This is a genomic window from Kitasatospora sp. NPDC098652 (genome assembly GCF_044760155.1).
Taxonomy (GTDB): Bacteria; Actinomycetota; Actinomycetes; order Streptomycetales; family Streptomycetaceae; genus Kitasatospora.
The window spans coordinates 108,543-134,370 of record NZ_JBIWAQ010000008.1; the positions used below are offsets into that span (position 1 = coordinate 108,543).

Consider the following 25,828-nt stretch of genomic DNA (forward strand, 5'->3'; position numbering starts at 1 on the left):
CGCCCCGCCGACGGACCGGAAGAAACGCGGTGGCGAAGAACTCATCGGGGGAGCACGGGGTTATGCGGCGAATTGCACCCGAATTGTCGTCGGCGGCACGGCCGATAGCTGTCATCGGTTTATCCTGTCGACTTCCCGGTGCGCCTGATCCGGATTCCTTCTGGAATGCGCTGATAAACGCGCGGTCAGCGGTGTCCGAAGCCCCCGCAGACCGCTGGCGACGCGACGAGCCATTGGCCGAGGACATCCGGTTCGGAGGCTTCCTCGACGGAATCGACCTGTTCGACGCCGACTTCTTCACCATCTCCCCCCGGGAGGCGGCCGCCACCGACCCGCAGCAGCGGCTGCTGCTGGAGCTCGGCTGGGAGGCCCTCGAGCACGCCGGGCTGCTCCCCGCCGCCCTGGCGGGCACTCCCACCGGCGTGTTCGTCGGCGCGATCCTCGACGACTACGCCGCCCTGACCGACCGTCTGGGCGCGGCCGGCATCGATCGCCACACCCTCACCGGCACCCAGCGCGGCATCATCGCCAACCGGCTCTCGTACGTGCTCGGCCTGCGCGGCCCCAGCCTGGTCGTGGACAGCGGGCAGTCCTCCTCGCTGGTCGCCGTCCACCTGGCCTGCGAGAGCCTTCGCCGCGGCGAGTCCGCGATCGCCCTGGCCGGCGGTGTCAACCTCAACCTGCTCGCGGACTCCACCCTCCGGGTCCTCCGGTTCGGCGGCCTCTCCCCCGACGGCCGCTGCCACACCTTCGACGACCGCGCCAACGGGTACGTCCGGGGCGAGGGCGGCGGCCTGGTCGTGCTGAAACCGCTGGACGACGCCCTCGCCGACGGCGACCGGATTCGATGCGTGATCCTCGGCAGCGCCGTCAACAACGACGGCGCCTCCGAGGGCCTGACCGTACCGTCCGCCGCCGCCCAGCGCGAGGCCGTGCGGGCGGCCTGCCGCCAGGCCCGCGTCTCCCCCGCCGACCTCCAGTACGTCGAACTGCACGGCACCGGCACCCGGGTCGGCGACCCGATCGAGGCCGCCGCCCTCGGCGAGGCCGTCGGCGCCGTCCGCCCCGCCGGCGACCCGTTGCTGGTCGGCTCGGCCAAGACCAACGTCGGTCACCTGGAGGGCGCCGCCGGGATCGTCGGCCTGTTGAAGACCGCCCTCAGCCTCGAGCACCGGCTGCTGCCCGCCAGCCTCAACCACGAGCGGCCCAACCCGGACATCCCGACCGAGGCGCTCAACCTCGCCGTGGTCCGCGAGACCCGGCCCTGGCCGGATCCGCGGCGCCGACTCCTGGCCGGGGTCAGCTCGTTCGGGGTCGGCGGCACCAACTGCCACATGGTGCTGGCCGCGCCCGAAGCCTTGGTCGGCGACGACGGTTCCGTCGACGCCGAAGCCTCCGTCGACGCCGACGGTTCCGTCGACGCCGACGGTTCCGACGGCGCCTCGGACCCAGCGCCCGTGGTCTGGCTGCTCTCCGGCCGCAGCCCCGCCGCGCTGGGCGGCCAGGCCCGCCGGCTGCTGGAGTTCGCCCAGCACCGGCCCGAACTCGACCCCGCCGCCGTCGGCCATGCCCTCGCGACCACCCGTACGGCCTTCCCCGACCGCGCGGCGGTCATCGGCACCGACCGGGCCACCCGGCACGCCGCGCTCGCCGCGCTCGCCGAAGGCCGTACGGCCCCCGGGCTGCTCACCGGCACCGCGACCGGCGGCACGGTCGCCCTGCTGTTCCCCGGCCGGGGCGTCGGGTGGCGCGGCATCTTCGCGGAGCCCGTCCTGGACCACCTGATCGCCACCGAACCGGTGTTCGCCGACCGGCTGGCCGACTGCGCGGACGCGCTCGCCCCGCACACCGACTGGTCGCTGCTGGACCTGCTGCGGCCCGGCACCGCCGCCGACCCGGCCCTGCTCGCCCGGGAGGACGTCGCCCGGTCGACGCTGTTCGCGCTCACCACCGCCCTCGCGGAGCTCTGGCGCCGGGCCGGCGTCCACCCCGACGCGGTCCTCGGCACCGGCGACGGCGAACCCGCCGCCGCCCACGCCGCCGGGGCGCTCACCCTCGACGAGGCCGCCCGGCTGGCCGCCCGCCCTCACCCGGTGCCGGGCGCCGGGCCCGACGCCGGGCCCACCGCCGCGTACTGGCGGCGCGGTGTACCGAGCCGGGGCCCCCTCGACAAGGCCGTCGACACCCTGCTGGCCGACGGTCACACCGTCCTGCTGGAGCTCGGCCCGCTCGAGCGGGCCGCCACCGGCACCGGTCGACGGGCCTTCACCGGCAGCGCGCTGCGCCCCGGCCCCGCCGACCCGGCCGGCTTCCGCACCGCACTCGCCGAGGCGCACCTCCACGGAGCCCCGGTCGACTGGGCCGCCGTCCTGGGCGGCGCGCCCGCCCGCCGGATCGACCTGCCGACCTACGCCTTCCAGCGCGAGCGGCACTGGCTCGACGAGGCCCCGCCCGCCCGACCGGGCCCGGCGCCCGCCCGACCGGCCCCGGCGCCCGCCGCCGAGGAGCCCGCGCCCACGGCCGCCCCCGAAGGCCCGCGCCGGGTCCGGGAGCTGGTGACCGCCCACGCCGCCACCGTCCTCGGCCGCGCGGCCGCCGACCTGCCCACCGGCGTGCCCTTCCGCGACCTCGGCTTCGACTCGCTCGGCCTCGAGGAGCTGCTCGAACTGCTCGGCGTCGACCTCGACCTCGACCTGCCGACCGTGCTCGTCTACGACCACCCCACCCCGGAGGCCCTCGCCGAGCACCTGGACACCCTGCTCGCCGACCCGGCCGAGGCCGCCCCGACCCTGCTCGACCGGATCGACGCCCTGGGCCCCGATCTCGCCGCCGAGACCGACGGGGCCACCCGCGGCGCCGCGGCGGCCCGTCTGCGCGCCCTGCTCCGGCAGATCGACCCGCCCGAGGCGACGAACGACGGCCTGGCCCAGGCCATCCTCTCCGCCACCACCGAAGAGATTCTCGATCTCATCGACAACAGAGGCCAACAGTGACGAACGCGGACCGGCTCAGCACGTACCTGAAGAAGGTCACCCTCGATCTCTACGCGACGGAAGCCCGGCTGCGCGAGACCGAGGAGCGGGCCACCGAACCGATCGCCGTGGTCGGGATCGGCTGCCGCCTCCCCGGGGGCGTCGACACCCCCGAGGACCTCTGGCAGCTCCTGGTCGACGGCCGCGACGCCGTCACCGACTTCCCCGCCGACCGCGGCTGGGACGTCGAGGGCCTCTACCACCCCGAGCCCGGCCGCCCCGGCTCGACATACACCCGCAGCGGCGGATTCCTGCACGGCGCCGCCGAGTTCGACGCCTCCTTCTTCGGCATCTCCCCGCGCGAGGCGGCCGCCGCCGACCCGCAGCAGCGGCTGCTGCTGGAGACGGCCTGGGAGGCCGTCGAGCGGGCGGGCGTCGACCCGGCCTCGCTGCGCGGCAGCGCCACCGGCGTCTTCGTCGGGCTCAGCCACAACGGCTACGGCGGCACCCTGGCCGAGTCCACCGGGGACTCGGCCGGCTACCTGCTCACCGGCACCTCCGACGCCGTCGCCTCCGGCCGGATCGCGTACACCCTCGGCCTGACCGGCCCCGCCGTCACCTTCGACACCGCCTGCTCCTCCTCCCTGGTCGCCGTGCACCAGGCGTGCCGGTCGCTGCGCGCTGACGAGTGCGACCTGGTGCTGGCCGGCGGCGCCTCGGTGATGCCGCACCCCGGCATGTTCCTGGAGTTCGCCCGCCAGCGCGGTCTGGCCCCCGACGGCCGCTGCAAACCCTTCGCCGCCGCCGCCGACGGCACCGGCTGGAGCGAGGGCGCCGTGATGCTGGCCCTCGAGCGGCTCTCCACCGCGCAGCGCGAGGGCCACCCCGTGCTGGCCGTGATCCGCGGCTCCGCGATCAACCAGGACGGCGCCAGCAACGGCCTCACCGCGCCCAGCGGCACCGCCCAGACCCGGGTCATCCGCAAGGCCCTCGAGGCCGCCGGGCTCACCCCGTCCGAGGTCGACGTGGTCGAGGCGCACGGCACCGGCACCGTCCAGGGCGACCCGATCGAGGCCGGCGCCCTGATCGCCGCGTACGGCGGCGAGCGGCGCGGCAAGGCGGCCGACCTGCTGGTCGGCTCGCTGAAGTCCAACCTCGGCCACACCCAGGCGGCGGCCGGTGCGGCGGGCATGGTCAAGATGGTGCTGGCGATGCGGCACGGGATCGTCCCGGCCACGCTGCACACCGACCGGCCGACCCCGCACGTCGACTGGGAGGGCAGCCGGATCGCGCTCGTCCCCGAGCCCACCGCCTGGCCCGCCGCCGAGCGGCCGCGCCGCTGCGCGGTCTCCTCCTTCGGCATCAGCGGCACCAACGCCCACCTGATCCTGGAACAGGCCCCCGCCACCGACCAGACCCCCGCCCCCGCCGCCGAGCAGGCCCCCGCGCCGCACCCCGTCCCGGTGACGCTGGCCGCCCGTGACGCCGGCGCGCTGCGTGCCCAGGCCGACCGGCTGCACCGCCGGCTCGCCGCCGACCCGGCGGCGCAGCCCCGCGACCTCGGCCGCTCGTTGGCCACCGGCCGCACCCTGTTCGAGCACCGCGCGACGCTGCTCGCCGAGGGCCGCGAGGACCTGCTGACCGGCCTGGCCGCGCTCGCCCGCGGCGAGGACCCGGCCGGGGCCGTGCGCGGCGTGGCCCGCCCCGGCCGGACCGCCTTCCTGTTCTCCGGCCAGGGCGCCCAGCGGCCCGGCACGGGCCGTGAACTCCACGCCGCCTTCCCGGTGTTCGCGGACGCCTTCGACGAGGCGTGCTCGCTGCTCGACCCCCTGCTCGACCGCCCGCTGCGCGACCTGGTGTTCGCCGAGGAGTCCGAGGAGTCCTCCGCCCTGCTGGAGCGGACGGGCTACGCGCAGCCCGCGCTGTTCGCGCTGGAGACCGCGCTGTACCGGCTGGTCCGTTCCTTCGGCGTCGAGCCGGACTTCCTGCTCGGCCACTCGGTGGGCGAGCTGAGCGGCGCGTACGCCGCCGGGGTGCTGTCCCTGCCGGACGCCTGCGCGCTGGTCGGCGCGCGCGCCCGGCTGATGCAGGCCGCCCCCGGGAACGGGGCCATGGTGCAGGTGGAGGCCACCGAGGAGGAGCTGGCGCAGACCCTGGCCGCCGAGCCCGCCGTGTCCGTCGCCGCCGTCAACTCCCCCGGGGCGACGGTCGTCTCCGGCGAGGAGCAGGCGGTGCTGCGGGTGGCCGCCGCCTGGGCCGCGCGCGGCCGCACCACCACCCGGCTGCGGGTCAGCCACGCCTTCCACTCCGCCCAGATGGACCCGGTGCTCGACGACTTCCGCAGGGCCGCCGCCGGTCTCGAGTTCCGCCCGGCGCGGATCCCCCTGGTCTCCAACCTCACCGGCCTGCCCGTCACCGCCGAGCAGCTGCGCTCGCCCGGTCACTGGGCCGACCAGCTCCGCCGCCCGGTCCGCTTCCTGGCCGGCGTACGGCACCTGGCGGGCCAGGGCGTCGCCAACTGGCTGGAACTGGGCCCCGGCGCGACCCTGACCGGCCTGGTCAAGCAGAGCGGCGTCCAGGGCCGCACCGAGGGCGCCGTGACGGTGCTGCGCCGCGGCCGTCCCGAGGTCCGCACCCTGCTGGCCGCGCTGGCCCGGCTGCAGGCGGACGGCGTGGCGGTGCGCTGGCCCGAGGAGCTGTACGGGCCCGGGGCACGCCGGATCGACCTGCCCACCTACCCGTTCCAGCGCCGCCGGCACTGGCTGGAGCCGGCGGCCGCGGGGCCGCGCGCGGCCGAGGGGCACCCGCTGCTGGGCGCCGAGATCGAGCTCGCCGACACGGCCGAGCGCCGGTTCGGGCAGACCCTCACCACCGAACGCCCCTGGTACGTGGGCGGGCACCGGCTCGGCGCGGGCGCGGTGCTGCCCGCCAGCGCGATGCTCGAGTGGGTGCTGGCCGCCGGCCGGGCCGGTGGCGACGGCGGCCCGGCGGGCTGGACGGTCACCGACGCGGCCTTCACCAGCTTCCTGCCGGTACCCGACGGTGGCACCGTGACCGTGCAGACCGTGATCGGCGAGGACGGCCGGGTCCGCTGCCTCGGCCGGTCCGGCGCCCCGGGCGGCGCCTGGACCTCCCATGTGACGGCGACCGTCGCCCCCGGCGGCGCTCCCGCGCCCGCCCCCGTCGACCCGGACGGCCTGCGGGACGGGATGACCGAGCTGGACCCGGCCCGACTGTACGAACGCTTCACCCGGGTCGGGCTGGACTACGGCCCGCCGTTCCGCGCGATCACCCGGGCCTGGCGCGACGGCCACCGGGCGCTCGCCCTGGTCGACGTGACCGGCCGGGCCGAGCCGGAGGACGGCGTGCTGCACCCGGTGGTGCTGGACGCCTGCGTGCAGAGCGTCGGGGCGTTCACGGAGGAGGAGCCCGACCCGTGGGTGCCGACCGGACTGGCCGCGCTCACGGTGTACGACCGGCTGCCCGAGCGGCTCTGGTGCCTGGCCCGCTGGCAGCGCGCCGAGGGGGCGCCCGAGGGCACCCTCGACCTCGACCTGCTGGCCGAGGACGGCGCGCCGCTCGCCACCGTCCGGGGCCTGCGGATGCGGGCCGTCCCGCGCGGTGCCTTCCCGTCCGCACCGGCCGGGCCCGGCCGGTACACCGTCCGGTGGCAGCCCCTCGCGGCGCGCGACGCCGAGGCCGCCGCGCCGTCCGGCAGCTGGACGGTGCACACCGTGGACGGTGAACTCCCCTCCCGAGCAGAGCAGTTGACGGTGGATGCCGAGAGCACGGTCCCCCGCGGCCTGCTGATCCGGCTGACCCCCGGATCGACCGGAGCCCCCGGATCGACCGGAGCGACCGGAGCGACAGAGCCTTCCCTCGCGATGGACCGGGCCACCGCCCTGGCCGAGTCGGTGCTCGGCACGGTCGCCGCCTTCCTGCGCGACCACGCCGCGGGCCGGCCGGACCTGGTGCTGTGCACCACCGGCGCCACCGCCCCGCGCCCGGGCACCGACGATCCGGACGTCCGGCAGGCCCCGGCCGCCGGTCTGCTGCGCGCCGTCCTGGCCGAGTACCCCGACGTCCGCTGCGTGCAGCTGGACCTGGATCCGGCCGCCCCCGCCCCCGAACCGGCCGAACTGCTCCGGCTGGCCGCGCGGTTGCCCGGCTCCGGGCACCTCGCCGTCCGCGACGGACAGTGGTACGAGGCCCGCCTGCACGAGCAGGCCCCGGCCCCGGCCGATCCGCTGCCGGTCCGCCCCGACGGCAGCTACCTGATCACCGGCGGCCTGGGCGCGCTCGGCCTGGCCACCGCGGCCCTGCTGGCCGACCGGGGCGCCCGCTGCCTGCTGCTGACGGGCCGCCGGGTGCCCGCGACGGAGCCCGCCGAGGTGGCGCGGCTGCGCGCGGCGGGCGTCCGGGTCGAGCTGGTGGCCGCCGATGTCACCGACCCGTCGGCGGTGGCCGCCCTGGTCGCCTCCACCGGCGACCGGCTGCCCCCGCTCCGCGGCGTGGTGCACGCCGCCGGGGTGCAGTCCGAGGTCGTGCTGGAGCACCAGGACGCCGCCGAACTGCGCCGGATCATGGACCCGAAGGTCCGCGGCGGCTGGCTGCTGCACCGGGCCACCGCCGGTCTGGACCTGGACTTCTTCGTGCTCTACTCCTCGATCGCCTCGGTCTTCGGCGCCCCCGGCCAGGCCGGCTACGTCGCGGGCAACGCCTTCCTGGACGCACTGGCCGAGCACCGGCGCCACCACGGACTGCCCGCCCTGGGCGTCAACTGGGGCCCGTGGGAGGAGTTCGGCATGGCGGCCACCCCGGAGATCCTGGCCCGTTTCGCCGCCACCGGCATCGCCCCGCTGCCCGCCGACCAGGCACTGACCCTGCTCGGCACCCTGGGCGGCGCGGCGCACACCACGGTGGTCGCGGTGGACTGGGCGCGCTTCGCCACCGGCCCCGGCCGCTCCTCGTACACCCTGCTGGCCGACCTGCGGCCGGCGGGCGCGGGCGGCGGCGTCGAGCAGGACGCGTCGGACCCGGACCGGATCCGCGAACTGGCCCTGCTGGCGGCGACCGACCCGGCCAGGACCCGGGAGACCGTCCTGACCGAGCTGCTGGCCCGCACCGCCCGGACGCTCGGCCTGACCGAGGCCGAACGGGAGGAGCTGCGACCGGAGTTCGCCGACCGCCGGATGAACAAGCTGGGCTACGACTCGCTCACCATCATCCAGCTGCGCAACCGGCTGCAGGCCGACTTCGGCGCCTACGTGCCGACCGAGGTCCTCTTCTCCAGCACCGGCGGCGAGATCACCGACCTGGTGTGCCGCCAGCTGACCGCCCTGTCCGTCCTGGCCGACGACGGCTTCGACGACGACGCCGACACCGAGGTGCTGACCCTGTGATCCCCTCCCCCCGGTCCGCCGCCCGGCCCCGCCCCGACACCCTGCTGGACAAGGAGCTACCGCTGTGAGTGCAACCGCCACGACGGCCGTGGCCGACCTGCTCGACGAGCTCGCCCGTACCGGCATCCGGCTGCGCGCCACCGAGGACGGCCGGCTGGAGGTCAAGGCCCCGGCCGGCCGGCTGACCGCCGAGCTGCGCGACCGGATCGGCCGCCTCAAGCCCGAACTGCTCTCCTGGCTCGGCTCGTTGGAAACCGAGCGGCCTGCCGACGCGGTGCTGCCGCAGGTGGTGCCGGACGTGGCCTCCCGGTACGAGCCGTTCGCGCCCTCCGACCTGCAGGCGTCGTTCATGATCGGCAGCCGGGAGGGCTTCGAGTACTACGTCCGCCCGCACCAGTACTTCGAGTACGAGGTCGAGGACCTGGACCCGGAACGGCTGGAAGCCGCCCTCAACGCCGAACTCCACCACCAGCGCCACAACCTGGTGGTGGTCCGGGACGACATGCGGCTGGAGGCCGTCCGCGACCCGGCCCCGGCCCCGCTGCCGGTGCTGGACGTCCGGCACCTGCCGGAAGCCGAAGCGATGCGGGAGGTCGAGCGGGTCCGGCGGGAGATGGAGGACACCGAGCCGGTGCACGACAGCTGGCCGTGGGTGGACCTGCGGCTCAGTCGGCTCCCCGGCGGCCGCGCCCGCCTGCACCTCAACAACAACAACCTGTTCAGCGACGCCCCCTCGCTGCTCCGCTTCATCCCGGTGATCCTCCGCCGCTACCGCGAACCCGACTGGGCCCCGGCCGAGTTGGAGATCACCTTCCGCGAGTGCGTGCAGGCGCTGGCCGAGCTGGAGGAGTCCGCGCCGGGCCGGGCCGCCCGGGCCTACTGGACCGAGCGGATCGCCGACTGGCCGGAGGCGCCGCCGGTGCCGCTGGCCGCCGACGCCGACCCGCGCTGCCGGTCCGACCTGCGACGGCGCGAGCTGCTGTTCGAGCCGCAGGTGTGGGCGGCGCTCAAGGAGAAGGCCGCCGCCCGCAACCTGACCACCACCAACGTGCTGTCGGCGGTGCACGCCGAGGTGCTCTCGTACTGGAGCGGCTCGCGGCACTTCCTGCTGAACAACATGATCACCCACCGGCTGCCGCTGCACCACCAGATGCCGGACGTGCTGGGCAACTTCGCCTCGCTCTACCCGCTGGAGGTGGACTGGCGCCCCGAGGAGTCCTTCGAGGACCGGGTCCGCCGCCTCCAGGCCCGGGTGCTGGCCGACGTCGAGCACTGCCACTGGAGCGGCGTCAAGGTGCTCCAGGCGCTCAACCAGGCCCGCCGCACCCCCGGCCGGGCGGTCTGCCCGTTCGCGATCGGCAGCGCGCTGTTCGTCGGCAAGCAGGAGCGGCCGGTCGCCAGCCGCCTGGAGACCCCGCAGACCCTGATCGACTGCGAGTTCTGGGACCTGACGGACGGTCGGCTCTGGGTGGTCTGGGACGTCATCGAGACGATGTTCCCGGCCGGGCTGATCGACGCCATGGAGCAGGGCTACCGGAGCATGGTGGCGCAGCTCGCCGCCTCCGACGACGCCTGGACCACCGTCGCCTTCGACCTGCTGCCGGAGAGCCACCGGGAGCTCCGGGCGGCCCTCAACCGGCCCTCCTGCCAACCGCCTTCGGGGCTGCTGCACCACCCGCTGCGCAGCTGGGCCGAGCAGCGGCCCGCCCACCCGGCGGTCCGCGCCGGCGACGGCACCCTGGACTACCGGGAGCTGCGGGCCGAGACGGACCGGGTGGCCGCCCTGCTCCGGTCCGCCGGCACCCGTCCCGGTCGGCTGGTCGGCGTGGTGCTGCCCAAGGGCCGGTTCCAGATCGCCGCCGTCCTCGGCGCGCTCGCCGCGGGCGCCGCGTACGTGCCGCTCGACCCGGCCTGGCCGGACGAGCGGCTGCGCGCCGTGCTCGGCGACGCCGCCCCCGACGCCGTCCTGGCCGCCCCGGCCGACCGCGACCGGATCGCCGTGCTGACCCCCGCGCCGGTGCTGGACGTCACCGCGCAGGCCCCCGCCGACCCGGCGCCCGCCGCGCCCGAGGCCGCGCCGACCGACCTGGCGTACGTGATCTACACCTCCGGCTCCACCGGCCGCCCGAAGGGCGCGATGCTCGACCACCGGGGGCCGCTGAACACCGTCGCCGAGATCAACCGCCGGTTCGGCGTCACCGCCTCCGACGTGCTGTTCGGGGTGTCCTCGCTCTGCTTCGACCTGTCGGTCTACGACGTCTTCGGCGCGCTGCGGGCCGGCGCCACCCTGGTGCTGCCGGAGTCCGGCGAGCCCGACCCGGCGGCCTGGCTCGCCGCGGTGCGCGAGCACGGGGTGACGGTGTGGAACACCGTCCCGGCGCTGATGCAGCTGCTGGTCGAGGAGGCGGAGGCGACCGGCGCCACCTGCCCGTCACTGCGCACCGTGCTGCTCAGCGGCGACTGGATCCCGGTCGACCTGCCGGACCGGATCCGGGCGGTCGCCCCGAACGCGGCCGTGATCGGGCTGGGCGGCGCCACCGAGGCGTCGATCTGGTCGATCTGCCACCCGATCCACGAGGTCGGGGCCGACTGGACCTCGATCCCGTACGGCCGTCCGCTGGCCAACCAGACCTGGCACGTCCTCGACGAGTACGGCCGCCCCGCCCCGACCTGGGTCACCGGCCAGCTGCACATCGGCGGCGTCGGCCTGGCCCTCGGCTACCTGGGCGACGAGGAGCGCACCCGGGCCGCGTTCGTCACCCACCCGGTGACCGGCGAGCGGCTCTACCGCACCGGGGACCTCGGCCGCTACCTGCCCAGCGGCGAGATCGAGTTCCTCGGCCGGGCCGACCACCAGGTGAAGATCCAGGGCTTCCGGATCGAGCCGGGCGAGGTCGAGCACGCGCTCGCCGAACTCCCCTCCGTCGCCCGCGCCACCGTGGTGGCCCACCGCACCGACTCCGGCATGCAGCTGGCCGCGTACGTGACGCCCGCCCCGGGCGGGCCCGAGCCCACGCCGGAGGAGCTGGCCGCCCGGCTCGCCGACCGGCTGCCCCGCTACCTGGTGCCGAGCCGGATCAGCGTCCTGGACCGGCTGCCGCTGACCGCCAACGGCAAGCTCGACCGGGCCGCCCTGCAGGCGCTGGCCGCCGAGGACGCGGCCACCCCCCGCCCGTACACCGCGCCCCGCACGCCGCTGGAGGCCGCGCTGGCCGAGATCTGGGCCGCCGTGCTGGGCACCGGCCGGGTCGGCGTCCACGAGGACTTCTTCGCGCTCGGCGGGCAGTCGTTCACCGCGCTGCGGGTGATCGGCCGGATCGCCCACGGCCTGGGCCGCCGCGTGCCGCTCGGCACGCTGCTGGAGCGGCGCACCGTCGCCGGGTTGGCCCAGTGGCTGGAGGCCGGGGAGACCGCCTGGTCGCCGCTGGTGACCCTGCGGGAGGGGCCGGAGAACCCCTGGTTCCTGGTCCACCCGGCGGGCGGCAACGTGCTCTGCTACCGCGAGCTCGCGGACCGCCTCGGCGGCGCCTGCCACGCCCTCCAGGCCCCGGCCCACCCGCCGGAGACGATGGCCGAGCTGGTCACCCTGTACGTGGACGCGCTGCGCGAAGTCCGCCCGCACGGGCCGTACCTGCTCGGTGGCTGGTCCTCCGGCGCGGTGATCGCCGCCGCCATGGCCGAGCGGCTGGAGTCGCTGGGCGAGCGGGTGGAGCGGCTGGTGGTGATCGACGCGCCGGCCCCGCTGGAGGCGCGCGAGCCGGAGCCGCTCGACCTGCCGCGCTGGTTCCTGGAGGACCTGGACCTCGGCCTCGACCCGGCCGCCGCCGACCCGGACGCGCTCAAGCTGCTCTCCGAGGCAGCCGACCCGACCGACCCCGCCGACCCGGCCGTCGCGGACGGGACCGGCGCACTGCTGCACCGGCTGGCGGGCCCCGGCGCGGACCTCGGCCCCGCCGAACTGGCCGCCGCGTACACGGTGTTCCGCGCCGTGGTGCTCGCCTGCAACCGCTACACCGCGACCCGCACGGGCGCGGACGTCACGGTGGTCCGGGCCACCGAGGGCACGGTCTCCGAGTTCGCCGACCACCCGTACACCGCCGAACCCTCCTGGGGCTGGTCGACCCTCACCCACGGGCGGGTCACGACCACCGGGGTGCCCGGCACCCACCACACCCTCCTCACCGGGCCGTCGGCCGGCGCCGTCGCGCACGCGATCACCCGGTCCACCGCGAAGGACGATTCCCGATGACCGAGGACCTGCTCGCCGAACTGCACCGGCGCGGCATCAAACTCCGGCTGGCCGACGACCGCCTCGACGTCGTCGCCCCGGCCGGCTCGCTCACCCCGGAGCTCCGCGACCGGCTGAAGGCGAGTCGCGACGACCTGCTGGCCGTGCTGCGCGGCGTGGCCGCCGGGGAGGCCCGCCCGGCGCTGGTGCCCCGGCCCGCCGAGCGGCACGAGCCGTTCCCGCTCACCGACATCCAGCACGCCTACTGGGTCGGCCGCCGCCCGGCCGTCGAGCTCGGCGGCGTCGCCACCTACCTCTACACCGAGCGCGAGCGCACCGGCCTCGACCTCGAACGGCTCCAGGACAGTCTGCGCAGGGTGATCGCCCGGCACGACATGCTGCGCGCCGTGATCACCCCGGACGGCCGCCAGCAGGTGCTGCCCGAGGTGGAGCCGTACCGGATCGCCGTCGACGACCTGCGCGGCCTGCCCGAACAGCAGCAGGCCGCGCGGCTCGCGGCGACCCGGGAGCAGATGGACCACCAGGTGCTGCCCACCGACCGCTGGCCGCTGTTCGACGTCCGTGCCTCGCTGCTGGACGACGACGTGGTCCGGCTGCACGTCGGCCTGGACATCCTGGTCGTCGACGGGTTCAGCATGTACGTGCTGTTCGGCGACTGGCGGCGCTTCTACGAGCAGCCCGACTGGACCCCCGAGCCGCTCGAACTCTCCTTCCGGGACGTGGTCCTGGCCGAGGAGGAGGCCCGGGACGGCGCCCGGCACCGGGCCGCCGAGGAGTACTGGCGGGCCCGGGTGCCGGAGCTGCCGGCCGCACCCGCGCTGCCGCTGGCCGTGCAGCCCGGCGTGCTCGGCCGGCCCCGGTTCACCCACCACCACGGCCGGATGCCCGCCGCCCGCTGGCGCGCCGTCAAGGCGGCCGCCCGGGCCCGCGGCCTGACCCCGTCCACGGTGCTCATGACCGGCTACGCCGAGGTGCTGCGCCAGTGGTCCCAGCAGCCCGACTTCACGCTCAACCTGACGCTGCTGAACCGCCCGCCGGTGCACCCCCGGATCGACAGCCTGGTCGGCGACTTCACCTCCACCGTGCTGCTGGCCGCCCCGGACGCCCCCGGCGAGCCGTTCGCCGCCCGGGTCCGGGCGATGCAGGAGCAACTGCTCCGCGACCTGGACCACGCCGAGTTCAGCGGCGTCCGGGTGCTGCGCGAGCGCGCCAGGGCGGGCGGCGGCGGTCTCGGCGCGGGCATGCCCGTGGTGTTCACCGCGATGATCGCCGGGAACGAGGACGAGGACCCGTCCGCCGGTATGGAGTTCTTCGGCCGGCTGGTGCACCAGATCAGCCAGACCCCGCAGGTCTGGCTGGACCACCAGGTCACCGAGGAGCACGGCGACCTGGTCTACAACTGGGACGCGGTGGACGAGCTGTTCCCGGCCGGACTGGTGGACGAGATGTTCGCCGCCTTCGGCGCGGTGCTGGACCGGCTGGCCGACGACCCGGCGGTCTGGGACGCCACGGCGCTGGTCGGCCTGCCCGCCGCCCAGGCCGCGGAGCGCGCCCGGATCAACGCCACCGAGCAGCCGATCCCCGAGCTGACGCTGTACGGGCTGGTCGCCGAGAGCGCCCGCCGCACCCCGGACGCGGTCGCCGTGATCACCGCCACGGGCTCCCACACCTACCGCGAACTACTCGATCAGGCCCACCGGTTGGCCCGGGTGCTGCAGTCCCGCGGGGTGCGCCCCGGCGAGCTGGTCGGCGTGGTCCTGGACAAGGGCTTCGACCAGGTCGCCGCCGTGCTCGGGGTGGCCGCCTCGGGCGCCGCGTACCTGCCGGTCGACCCCGGCTGGCCCGCCGAGCGCCGCCGCCGGCTGCTGGAGCAGGGCCGGGCGAAGCTGGTGGTGACCACCGCGCGTCCGGCCGACGGGGCGGGCCTGCCGGACGGGGACGGCCTGCCGGACGGGGACGGCCTGCCGGACGGGGTGCGGGTGCTGTCCCCCGCCGACGAGGAGGTCCGCACCGCCGACACCGCCGCGCCCCCGCACCACCCCGCGCCCGCCGACCTGGCGTACGTGATCTTCACCTCGGGCTCCACCGGGCGGCCCAAGGGCGTGATGATCGACCACCGGGCCGCGGCCAACACCATCCAGGACCTCAACACCCGCTTCGGCGTGGGCCCCGAGGACCGGGTGCTGGCACTGTCCGCGCTCAGCTTCGACCTCTCGGTGTACGACGTGTTCGGCATCCTGGCGGCGGGCGGGGCCGTGGTCCTGCCCGCCTCCGACCGGCTGCACGACCCCGCGCACTGGGAGGAGCTGATCCGCCGTCACCGGGTCACCGTGTGGAACTCCGTCCCCGCGCTGATGCAGGCGCTGACCGAGAGCCCCACCGCCGGCCCGGAGCCGACGGCGCTGCGGCTGGTCCTGCTCAGCGGCGACTGGATCCCGGTCGGACTGCCGGACGCAGTCCGCACCGCGCACCCGGACGCGCGGGTGATCGGCCTCGGCGGCGCCACCGAGGCGTCGATCTGGTCGATCCACCACCCGATCGGCGAGGTCCCCGCGGACTGGACCCGGATCCCGTACGGCCGTCCGCTGGCCAACCAGCGGACGTACGTCCTGCACCAGGACCTCCGCCCCTGTCCGGTGTGGACGCCCGGCGAGATCTTCATCGGCGGCGCGGGCCTGGCCCGCGGCTACTGGGCCGACGAGGAGCGCACCGCCGAACGGTTCGTCACCCACCCGGTCACCGGCGAGGCGCTGTACCGGACCGGCGACCTGGGCCGCTACCTGCCCGGCGGCGACATCGACTTCCTCGGCCGGATGGACTTCCAGGTCAAGCTGAACGGCTACCGGATCGAGCTCGGCGAGATCGAGGCCGCGCTGCGCGCCCAGCCCGGCGTCGCCGAGGCGCTGTGCTCGCTGCGCACCAACCCGCGCACCGGCCGCCGCCAGCTCGTCGCCCACATCGTCGGGGCGCCCGGCGACCCGACCGACGCCGACACCCTCAGGGCCGCCCTGGAGCGGCTGCTGCCGGGCTACATGGTGCCGCACCACCTGATGTTCATCGAGCGGCTGCCGCTCAGCGCGAACGGCAAGGTGGACCGCGCGGCGCTGCCCGAGCCCTGGCAGGACGGCGAGGGCGAGGCGGCCGTCGCCCCGCGCGACGAGATGGAGCAGCGGCTGCTGCGGCTGTGGGCCGAGACCCTCGGCGACCAGAAGTTCGGGGTGCACGACAACTTCTTCGAACTCGGCGGCGACTCGCTGCACGCGGTGCGGATCATCGCCCAGATCCGCGCCGAGCTCGGCATCGTGCAGGACGCCGAGGAGGACCTGGAGATGCTGTTCGACAACCCGACGGTCGCCGAGCTGGCCCGCACCCTGTCCGAGCGGGTGGGTCGCTGATCCGATGGAAACCTCGAACGGCGAACAGCTGATCTGGGACGACATCGTCGTCGGCGGCGGCTCCGCGGGCGCCGTGCTGGCCGCCCGGCTCTCCGAGCGGCCGGACCGGCGGGTGCTGCTGCTGGAGGCCGGGCCGCGCCCCACCGACCGCGGCGACCAGCCCGTCCTGTCCGGCTCCAACTGGGAGTTCGAGGCCCGGGTCGGCGACGGCGGACCGGACGGGCGCAGCTGCCCGTACCCGGTCGGCCGGGTGCTCGGCGGGTCCTCGGCGGTCAACGGCGCGCTGGCGCTGCGCGGCCTGCCGTTCGACTTCGACGGCTGGGCCGCCGCAGGGCTCGACGAGTGGGGCTGGGCGGAGGTCCTGCCCTGGTACGCCGCGCTGGAGTCCGACGCCGACGTGAAGGGCCCCGGCCACGGCACCGACGGACCGGTGCCCGTCCGGCGCACCGCCCCGTCCGAACTCGCGCCGCTGGCCGCCGGGTTCCTACGGGCCTGCGCCGACCTGGGCATCCCGCGGGCCGCTGACCTGAACGACCCCGGCAGCCTGCTCGGGGCCGGCCCGATCCCGCTGAACGTGGTCGGCCGACGGCGCTACTCGGCCGCCGACGCCTACCTGGAGCCCGCCGCCGACCGCGCCAACCTGACCGTCTGGACCGGCACCACGGCGCGGCGGGTGCAGGTCCGCGGCGGCCGGGCCACCGGCGTGACCGCCGTCCGGGACGGCCGCGAGCTGACGCTGTCCGCCGGGTCCGTCACGCTGGCCGCCGGGGCAGTCAACACCGCTGCCCTGCTGCTGCGTTCGGGCATCGGTCCGGCCGACGACCTGGCCGGGCAGGGGATCGCCCCGGTCCTCGACCTGCCCGGCGTCGGCCGCAACCTGATCGACCACCCGATCGTCGCGCTGTGGGCGGTCACCCGCCCCGGCGTGGCCCGGCCCGGCGAGCAGATGCACCAGGTGCTGGCGCGGGTCGACAGCACCGGCGGCTCCCGCCCCGACCTCAACCTGACGCTGGTGAACACCCTGGCCGGCCTGGCCGTCCCCGGCGCCGCCCAGGTGCTGCGCGGCCGCCCGGCGATGTCGCTGCACTCCACCGCGCTGCGCCCGACCTCCCGGGGCAGCGTCACGCTCCGGGACGGCGAGCCGGAGATCACCCTCGGGCTGGCCACCACCCCCGAGGACGTCGCGGTGCTGATGGCCGGAACCAGGCTGGTCTGGGAGCTGTCGCACGCTCAGGAGCTCGACCGCCATCTGGACAAGCGGCTGCTGTGGACGGAGCGGATGGTTCACCAGGACGACCTGCTGCGCCGCGCCGTGACCTCCTTCGTCTTCCCCGCCTGGCACCCGGTCGGCACGGCCCGGATGGGCCCGGACGACGACCGGGAGGCCGTGGTGGACCAGCGGCTCGCCGTCCGCGGGCTGACCGGCCTGCGGATCGCGGACGCCTCGGTGATGCCCGCCATGCCCAGCGCCCCGACCAACCTGACCTGCCTGATGATCGCCGAGAGGACCGCCGCATGGATGTGCCAGTGATCGCCGACGCGGCCGCCTGGACGGTCCGCTGGAGCCCCCGCCCCGCCGCCGCGGTGCGCCTGTTCTGCCTGCCGCACACCGGCGGCGGCGCCGGCGTCTACCGGCACTGGGCCACCCGGCTCGACCCGCGGATCGAGCTGCGCTGCGTCCGGCTGCCCGGCCGGGAGAGCCGCTTCCGCGAGCGCCCGTACGCCGGGCTGGACGAGCTGGTGCCCGCCCTGGTCGACGCCGTCACCCCCGAACTCGACGGTCCGCACGCCTGGTTCGGGCACAGCATGGGCGCGCTGCTGGCGTACGAGGTGTGCCGGGAGCTGGAGCGGCGCGGCCTGCCCAGGCCGGTACGGCTGCTGGTGGCCGGCCGGCGCGCCCCGCACCTGCCCGACCGGGCCGCCCCCGTGCATGCCGCCCCGACCGAGCAACTACTGGCCCACCTGGCCGAGTTGAACGGCACGCCGGACGAACTGCTGCAGCACCCGGGCCTGCTCGGCACGGTCCTGCCGATGCTCCGCGCCGACTTCTCCGTCTCGGAGACCTACCGGTGGCGCCCGGGGCCCGAACTCGCCGTCCCGGTCTCGGTGTTCGGCGGAACCGACGATCCGGTGGCCGACCTCGCGGAGCTCACGGCCTGGCGGCTGCACACCAGCGCCGGCTGCACGGTCCGGCAGTTCCCCGGCCACCACTTCTTCCTGCACCAGGACCCGCACCCGGTGGTCGACGCCGTGTCCGGGGCCCTGCTGCCGCCCGACCAGCACCCGGCCGGAGGCCGCGATGACCGCGCCGCATGACCGCACCGTCCCGCCCCTGCCGACCTCACCGGCTGTCCCGGTCTCCCCGGCCTCGCCGGCCTCGCCGGCCTTCCCGGCCTCCCCGACCTCCCCGCCATCCCCGGCCTCCCCGGCCTCCCCAACCTTCCCGCTGACCGATCTGCAGGCCGCCTACCTGGTCGGCGCCAGCCCGCTGATGGAGCTGGGCGGCTTCCGGCCCAACCTGTACTACGAGCTCGACGTGGTCGGGCTGGACACCGACCGGGCCGAGCGGGCCGTCCGGCAGCTGATCGACCGCCACGAGCACCTGCGCACCGTCGTCCTGCCGGAGGGCGAGCAGCGCGTCCTCGACCCCGGCGAGGCCCCGCCGTTCCGGCTCACCGTGGTCAACCTGAGCGCGGCCGGCGCCGAGGAGCGGCGGGCCGGGCTGGCCGCCGTCCGGGAGCGGATGCGCGACACCGGCCCCGACCCGACGGGCTGGCCGCTGTTCGAGATCACCGCCGTCCGGCTGCGCCCGCACCGCGTCCGGCTGCACCTGGCGATGAGCCTGCTGCTGCTGGACTCCGGCTCCACCCGGCTGCTGCAGGACGAGTGGTGGCGCCTCTACCTCGACCCGGACGCCGAACTGCCGCCCGTCAACGGCACCTTCCGCGACTGCGTGCTGGCCGCCGCCGCGCGCGTCGGCACCCCGGAGCACCGGGCCCACCAGGAGTACTGGGAGGCCCGGCTGGACACCCTGCCGGAGGCCCCCCGGCTGCCGATGGAGCGCCGCCCCGCGGCGATCTCCCCCGTCCTGCTGACCCGGCGCAGCTTCACCATCGACCGGGCGCAGTGGCAGCGGCTGCGGGCCAACTTCCGCGCCCACCGCATCCTGCCGACCACCGCGCTGCTGCACATCTACGCCGAGGTGCTCGGCGCCTGGGCGAGCAGCCCCCGCTTCTGCCTCAACGTGCTGCACCAGAACTGGACCAACCTGCACCCCGAGGCGGCCGGCGTGGTGGGCCAGTTCAGCGCCACCCTGCCGGTGGAGGCGGACCTGACCGAGGGCGACTTCTGGGCCCGCGCCGTCCGGCTGCAGAAGCAGCTCTGGCGGGACCTGGAGCACGCCGACGTCTCCGGCGTCCACGTCACCCGCGAGCTGGCGGCCCGACGCGGCTGGACCTCCTCGGCGGCCCTGCCGTACGTGTTCAACAGCATGCTCGCCCCGGTCGGGCACGGTGCCACCGCCCCGCGCCCGGCCTGCCGGACCGTCCACACCGGCCTGCGCACCCCGCAGGTGCTGATCGACAACCAGACCAAGGACGCCGCCGACGGCGGCATCGAGTGCGTCTGGGACGTGGTCGACGAGGCGTTCCCGCCCGGCCTGCCGCAGACCCTCTTCGACACCTACCGCCGGCTGGTCGAGGAGCTCGCCGCCCCGGACGGCGCCGAGCGGCTGCCCGAGCTGCTGCCGCCCGGCCACCGGGAGACCGTCGAGGCGCTCAACCGGCCCGCCCCCGCGCCCACCGGCCGGCTGGAGGACCCCTTCCTGGCGCAGGCCGCCCGCCGGCCCGCCGCGCCCGCCGTGATCGCCCCCGGGCGCACCCTCGACTACGGCGAACTCGAGGCGCTGTCCGGCGCGGTGGCCGCCCGGCTGGCCGACCTCGACGTCGGCCCCGGCCAGGTGGTGCCGGTGGTGATGAGCAAGGGCTGGGAGCAGGTCGTCGCCGTGCTCGGCGCGCTCCGGGCCGGGGCCGCGTACTGCCCGGTGGACGCCGCGCTCCCGGCGGAGCGGATCGCCGCCCTGCTGGACGCCTGCGGCTGCCCGGTCGTCCTGACCCAGTCGCACCGCTCACCCGAGCTGCCCGCGACGGTCACCCCGATCCAGGTGGACGCGGTGGACCCGCGCCCGGGGTGGGCCCCGGCCGCGCCCGGCTCCGCCGAGGACCTCGCCTACGTCATCTACACCTCCGGCTCCACCGGTGTCCCCAAGGGCGTGGCGGTGGAGCACCGGGCCGCCCTGAACACCGTCCTCGACATCGACGAGCGGATCGAACTCGGCGCCGAGGACCGGGTGTTCGGCATCTCCTCGCTCAGCTTCGACCTCTCGGTCTGGGACGTCTTCGGCACCCTCGCCGCCGGCGCCGCCCTGGTCCTGCCCGCCGCCACCTCCCGCCCCGACCCGGCCGGCTGGGCGGGCTGCGCCGCCGAGCACGGCGTGACGGTGTGGAACTCGGTGCCCGCGCTGGCCGAGATGCTGGTCGAGGTGGTCGAACAGCCGGACACCCCCGCCGCGCCGCCGGTCCGGGCGTTCCTCCTCAGCGGCGACTGGATCCCGGTCACCCTGCCCGCACGCATGCGCCGCTGCCGCCCGGACGTACGGATACTGGCGATGGGCGGCGCCACCGAGGCCGCGATCTGGTCCAACCTGTACGAGGTCGGCGAGCCCGACCCGGCCTGGCGGTCCGTCCCGTACGGCACGCCGCTGCGCGGTCAGACCATGCGGGTGCTCGACCACCGGCTGGAGCTGCGTCCCCCGCACGCCACCGGCCGGATCCACATCGGCGGTACCGGCCTGGCCCGCGGCTACGCGGGCGACCAGGAGCGCACCGCCGAACGCTTCCACCAGCACCCGGTGACCGGCGAACGGCTGTACTGGACGGGCGACCTGGGCCGGTACTGGCCGGACGGCACCATCGAGTTCCTCGGCCGGGAGGACCGGCAGCTGAAGATCCAGGGCTTCCGGGTGGAGCCCGGCGAGGTCGAGACGGCGCTGCGCACCCACCCGGCGGTGGCCGAGTGCGCGGTCTGCGCGGTGCCCGCGCCCGGCGGCCAACTGGCCCTGGCCGCCCTGGTGGTGGCCGCCGAGGGTGCAGTCTGCGACCCGGCCGAGCTGGCCGGCTTCCTGCGCGCCCGGCTGCCCTCCTACCTGGTGCCCGGTCGGATCCGCCCGGTGGACCGGCTGCCGCTGACCGGCAACGGCAAGGTGGACGCCAGGGCCGCGCTGGCCCTGCTCGACGCCCCCGACCCCGAGCAGGAGGGCGGCGAACTGGACGACGGGCTGCTCAAGCGGCTCGCCGAGCTGTGGACGGAACTGCTGCAGGTGCCGGGGGTCGGCCCGGACAGCGACTTCTTCGCGCTCGGCGGCAACTCGCTGCTGGCGCTGCGGCTGGTCAACCGGATCCGCGCCGAGTTCGGCGTCGAGCTGCGGTTCGGCGAGGTGTTCGAGGCCCCGACCCTGCGTACGCTCGGGGCCCGGCTGGCCGAGGGCGGCCGGACGGCCTCCTGCGCGGTGCGGCTGGCCGACCGGCCCGGCCCGGAGCTGGTGCTGTTCCACCCGGTGGGCGGCTCGGTGAGCAGCTACCTGCCGCTGGCCCAGGCGTGGCCCGGCCCGGTGCTGGCCTTCCAGCACCCGGCGCTCGGCTCTGGTTCCGGAGAATCCGACGCACCCGAGCCACCGGACCTCGCCTCGCTGGCCGCCCGCTACCGGGAGGAGCTGGAACGGCTGCGCCCGGACGGCCCGTACCTGCTGGGCGGCTGGTCGATGGGCGGGGTGCTGGCCCACGAGGTCGCCCGGCAGCTCGCCGAACACGGCCGGGAATCCTGGCTGTTCATGATCGACAGCACCGTCCGGGACCACCGGGTCCCGTCGGACGAGACCGCCCGGCAGCTGGAGTTCCTGAGCGACCTGGCGGGCGGAGAACTGCCCGAGGCGGCCGCCGAAGCCGTCCGCGCCGCCGCCCCCGGCACCGAGGCGGCCGCCGCCCGGGACGCGGCCGTCGCGCACGGCCTGCTGCCCGCCGAGGCCGACCTGCCGACCCACCGGCGGCTGTCCCGGGTCCACGCCCGGAACCTGGCACTGCTCGCGGCGCACCACCCGGGCGTGGTCGAGCGCCCCGCCCTCCTGGTGGTGGCCGAGCACGCCCACCCCGGCGCCGACCCGGCGGCCGACTGGCGCGAACTCTGCCCTGACCTGGCCGTTCTGACCCGGCCTCAGAATCACTACACGATCGTCTCCGCTCAGGAACTCAGCCTACTGGTCGGCGAGTTGACCACCTGGTTGAAGAACACGCCACCCGGGGCAACCCCCCGTGACGAAAGGGAGCACAACTGATGACCGACCGTCCGCAGGCCTCGGAGGCGGTGGCCCGCGCCCTGCGCCCGGCCTTCGCCGGCGCCGTCCACCTGCCCGGTGACGAGGCCTACGACACCGAGCGGCTCGCCTGGATGCGTGCCGTCGAGTCCCGCCCCGCCGCCGTCGCCATGGCCACCGGCACCGAGGACATCCAGGCCGCCGTCCGGGCCGCCCGCCAGGCCGGGGTGCCGTTCGCCCTGCAGGGCACCGGCCACGGTGCGGTCCACCCCTCGGACGGCGGGCTGCTGCTGCGCACCTCGGCGCTGAACGCGGTCACCGTCGCCCCGGCGAGCCGTACCGCCGTGGTGCAGGCCGGCGCGCTGTGGTCCGACGTGATCGCGGCCGCCGCGCCGTTCGGCCTGGCTCCGCTGTCCGGCACCCCGATGGTCGGAGCGGCCGGCTTCACGCTGGGCGGCGGCATCGGCTGGCTCTCCCGCGAGTTCGGCTACGCCGCCGACAGCCTGGTCTCGGCCGAGGTGGTCGGCGCCGACGGGCAGCTGCGCACCGCGAGCGCCGCCGAGAACCCGGACCTCTACTGGGCCCTGCGCGGCGGCAGCGGCAACTTCGGCGTGGCCGCCGAGTTCACCGTCCGGCTGTACCCGGTCGCGACGGTGTACGCGGGCCACCTGCTGTTCGATCTCGACCGGGCCCCCGAGGGCGTCCCGCACTACCTGGAGTGGGCGCCGCAGCAGCCCGGCCACCTGTCCACCGCGCTGCTGATGATGCGAATGCCCCCGGGCCCGCCGGTGCCGGAGCCGTTCCGCGGCAAGCAGTTCCTCTGCCTGCGGGTGTGCTTCGACGGGTCGGCCACCGAGGGCGAGCGGCTGCTGAAGCCGCTGTTCGACACCCTGGGCGCGCCGGTGGCCGGCGCCCTCACCGAGATGCCGTTCGCGCAGGCCGGCCCGGCCATCGCCGGCCCGCCGCCGCCCCCGATGGTGGCGCACCAGGTGATCGACCTGTTCCACACCGTCCCGCAGGCGGGCGTGGACGCGATGGTCGCGGCGGCCGGTACGGGCTCGGCGGCCCCGCCGATGTCCACGGTGGAGATCCGCCACTGGTCCGGCGCGATGGCGACCCCGGGCCCGGACGCCGGACCGGTCGGCCACCGTGACGTGCCGTTCTCGGTGATCACGACGGCGATGATCCCGGCCCCCGCGATGGCGGCCCCGGTGCGGGACTGGGCGGACGGCCTGCACGCCCGCCTGGCGCCCTTCGCCACCGGTGGGACGTTCCTCAACTTCCTCACCGACGGGTCGAAGACCAGGACGGCCTACACCGAGGCCAACTGGTCCCGCCTCCAGGAGGCCAAGCGCACCTGGGACCCGGAGAACTTCTTCCGGGTGAACCACAACATCCCGCCCCGCTGAGCCCTCCCCCGGGCCCCCGTCCCCGTCCCCGTTCTCCTCGAACGGGGACGGGGACCGGCCCACGCCTGCGAGGGGACGCTCAGTCCCCGGCGGCACCGAACAGGTGCAGGTAGAGCACCGCGGAGTTCACCCCGTCCACGCCGATCAGGTGGTTGACGGCCTCGTCGAAGTACCCGGCCAGCCCGATCGAGGTCTTGCCGAGCCAGGTCGCCACCAGCGCAAGATTCTGCGCCAGGTGTCCGGACTCCTGGAGCACCAGCCGGTAGGAGCGCAGCCCGTACTGCGACCGCTGGTAGCTGAGGTCCCCGACGGTGAACACCCAGAGTGGGCAGTGCTCGGCGTCGATCGCGCCGCCGCCCGGCTCGTCCGGGTCGGTGGCCGGGGCGCAGCGGCGCAGCCGGCCCGACAGGTCGGCGGTGTCGAGCTGTTCGAGGGTGTGTGCCTGGGGCTCGTACCGGTACAGGCCGCGCTCCAGGCCCTCGATCCCGTGGCAGTAGAGCAGCAGTTGGAGCGGGTAGCGGGCGCCGCCGCTCGGGTACGCCCGTACCTGTTGGACGGTGTCCGGGCCGGGCCGCCTGACGGCGGTGATCCCGGCCGCGTGGTGCAGCAGGGCGGACAGTTCGGCGAGGCCGAACGGCCCGCGGTAGCGGCCGTACCCGGTGCGCCGGGCGAGCAGCACCTCGGTGAACGAGGCGGCCGTCCCGGCGGGCCCCGCGAGCCCGGGATCGGGCAGCGGGACGGTCGCGAGCACCGGCCCGAACTCCGCCCGGGCGCCCGGCGCGTCCCGGGACGAACCCGGCCGCTGGTCGGTCATCCGGGCCTCCACGAAGTTGCTCTCCTCGTGGTACCGCCGGTCCGGGGCGGCCGGCCCGTCCGCGAAGTAGGGCTCGCGCGGGCCGGCCGCCGCCGCCGACAGCAGGCCGACGGCGGCCCGCAGCCGCTCGGGACCACGGGCCACGGTGCTTCCGACGGCGCGCCAGGTGCCGTGGGTCTCAGAAATCGTACTCAGCTTCCTCACCTGCCGAGTAGAGGCCGGTCCTCGCCCGGCCGTGGGCGTGTGCGCTCGCGGCCCCGCCGGGGCCGCGGTCCGATTCCGGTCCGTTTACCGGTCCGAATCCCGTCCGATTCCGGTCCGGTTCCGATCCGAATCCCGTCCGATTCCGGCCACTCAGGCCGCGATCGGCGACTGCTCGACCAGGTCGGGCAGGGCGAGCAGGATCGGCGGGTGGTGCCAGGCCGGCGGGCGCACGGTGAGGTTGAGGTCTACCACCTCGCCCGGGGCGATGTCGATCGGCCCCACGGTGCCGACGAGGAGGTTCTGCTTTCCAGGACTCGGGACGCCGTCCGGGTGCGTCCCGTGTCCGACCGCGTGGATGAACCAGGTCCCCTCGGGGACGCCGGTCAACCGGAAGGAGCCGGGTTCGATGATGACCGCCCTGACGGCGGGACATCGTTCCAGGATCGAACTCTCGAACACTCCTATGTAGACGGCGGTGACCCCGGGGTCGAAGACCCGGACGACGCCGGTCACGGTCCCGCCCCGCCCGTCCCTGCCGCCCGTCACGGCGGCCGGTCCGAGCGCCGGCCCTCCGACGGACTCACCCGGGCCGTACTGCCGGTACTGGGTCGGCGAGCAGCCCACCGACTCGGTGAAGCGCCGGGTGAAACTTCCCGTACTGCTGTATCCGACCTGCGCCGAGACGTCGGAGACGTTCAGCGAGGTGGTGAGCAGCAGACGCTTCGCCTCCTCCAGGCGGACGGCCGTGAGGAATCGCCCGGGAGTGACGCCGGTGACACGCCTGAACGTGCGCAGGAAATGGAATTTACTGACCCTTGCCGACTGGGCGAGATCATCGAGGGTCAGCGGTTCGAAGTATCTGTAGCGGATGGTGCTGACGGCAGACTCGATCATGCGCTCCATATGAGCTCCCCCTGCAATTCGACCCGCTGACCCGAGCCGGAGCGCCAGATGGCGCAGGCGCGCCCGCACGAGAGCGGAGACGGCTGAAGCACCGAACCCGTGGACGCCCGCCG

General features: G+C 75.7%; 9 protein-coding genes and 1 pseudogene. 8 read left to right on the forward strand and 2 right to left on the reverse strand.

Annotated features, from left to right (window positions below):
* Positions 1–62: 62 nt before the first annotated feature.
* From ACIQWA_RS19370 to ACIQWA_RS19405, 8 genes and pseudogenes are all read left to right on the forward strand, one after another.
* A complete protein-coding gene (locus ACIQWA_RS19370; RefSeq protein WP_402484284.1) occupies positions 63–2,993 on the forward strand; it encodes a type I polyketide synthase in 2,931 nt (976 codons plus the stop codon).
* An 89-nt stretch (positions 2,994–3,082) separates the two neighbouring features.
* A pseudogene (locus ACIQWA_RS19375) lies at positions 3,083–8,374 on the forward strand (type I polyketide synthase); the annotation flags it as partial.
* Positions 8,375–8,438: 64 nt separating this feature from the next.
* Positions 8,439–12,623, forward strand: a complete 4,185-nt coding sequence (locus tag ACIQWA_RS19380) for an amino acid adenylation domain-containing protein (RefSeq protein ID WP_402483986.1) — start codon at positions 8,439–8,441, stop codon at positions 12,621–12,623.
* The gene (locus tag ACIQWA_RS19385) at positions 12,620–16,018 is read left to right on the forward strand and encodes an amino acid adenylation domain-containing protein (protein ID WP_402483987.1); all 3,399 of its coding nucleotides are present in this window, start codon (positions 12,620–12,622) and stop codon (positions 16,016–16,018) included. Before ACIQWA_RS19380 ends, ACIQWA_RS19385 begins: the two co-directional genes overlap by 4 nt.
* Positions 16,019–16,022: 4 nt before the next feature.
* Positions 16,023–17,549: a GMC family oxidoreductase gene (locus ACIQWA_RS19390; RefSeq protein ID WP_402483989.1), complete on the forward strand. Its 1,527-nt coding sequence runs from the start codon at positions 16,023–16,025 to the stop codon at positions 17,547–17,549.
* Positions 17,534–18,334 (forward strand): thioesterase II family protein, encoded by an 801-nt coding sequence (locus ACIQWA_RS19395; protein ID WP_402483991.1) that lies wholly within the window; start codon positions 17,534–17,536, stop codon positions 18,332–18,334. Before ACIQWA_RS19390 ends, ACIQWA_RS19395 begins: the two co-directional genes overlap by 16 nt.
* On the forward strand, positions 18,318–22,406 hold the full coding sequence (locus tag ACIQWA_RS19400) for an amino acid adenylation domain-containing protein (protein WP_402483993.1): 4,089 nt from the start codon (positions 18,318–18,320) through the stop codon (positions 22,404–22,406). Before ACIQWA_RS19395 ends, ACIQWA_RS19400 begins: the two co-directional genes overlap by 17 nt.
* On the forward strand, positions 22,406–23,794 hold the full coding sequence (locus tag ACIQWA_RS19405; protein ID WP_402483995.1) for an FAD-binding oxidoreductase: 1,389 nt from the start codon (positions 22,406–22,408) through the stop codon (positions 23,792–23,794). Before ACIQWA_RS19400 ends, ACIQWA_RS19405 begins: the two co-directional genes overlap by 1 nt.
* Positions 23,795–23,873: 79 nt before the next feature.
* Here the strand turns inward: ACIQWA_RS19405 and ACIQWA_RS19410 are convergent, their stop codons facing one another.
* Positions 23,874–24,812: a SagB family peptide dehydrogenase gene (locus ACIQWA_RS19410; protein ID WP_402483997.1), complete on the reverse strand. Its 939-nt coding sequence runs from the start codon at positions 24,810–24,812 to the stop codon at positions 23,874–23,876.
* Positions 24,813–24,962: 150 nt separating this feature from the next.
* Positions 24,963–25,706 (reverse strand): helix-turn-helix transcriptional regulator, encoded by a 744-nt coding sequence (locus tag ACIQWA_RS19415; protein ID WP_402483999.1) that lies wholly within the window; start codon positions 25,704–25,706, stop codon positions 24,963–24,965.
* Positions 25,707–25,828: the final 122 nt, after the last annotated feature.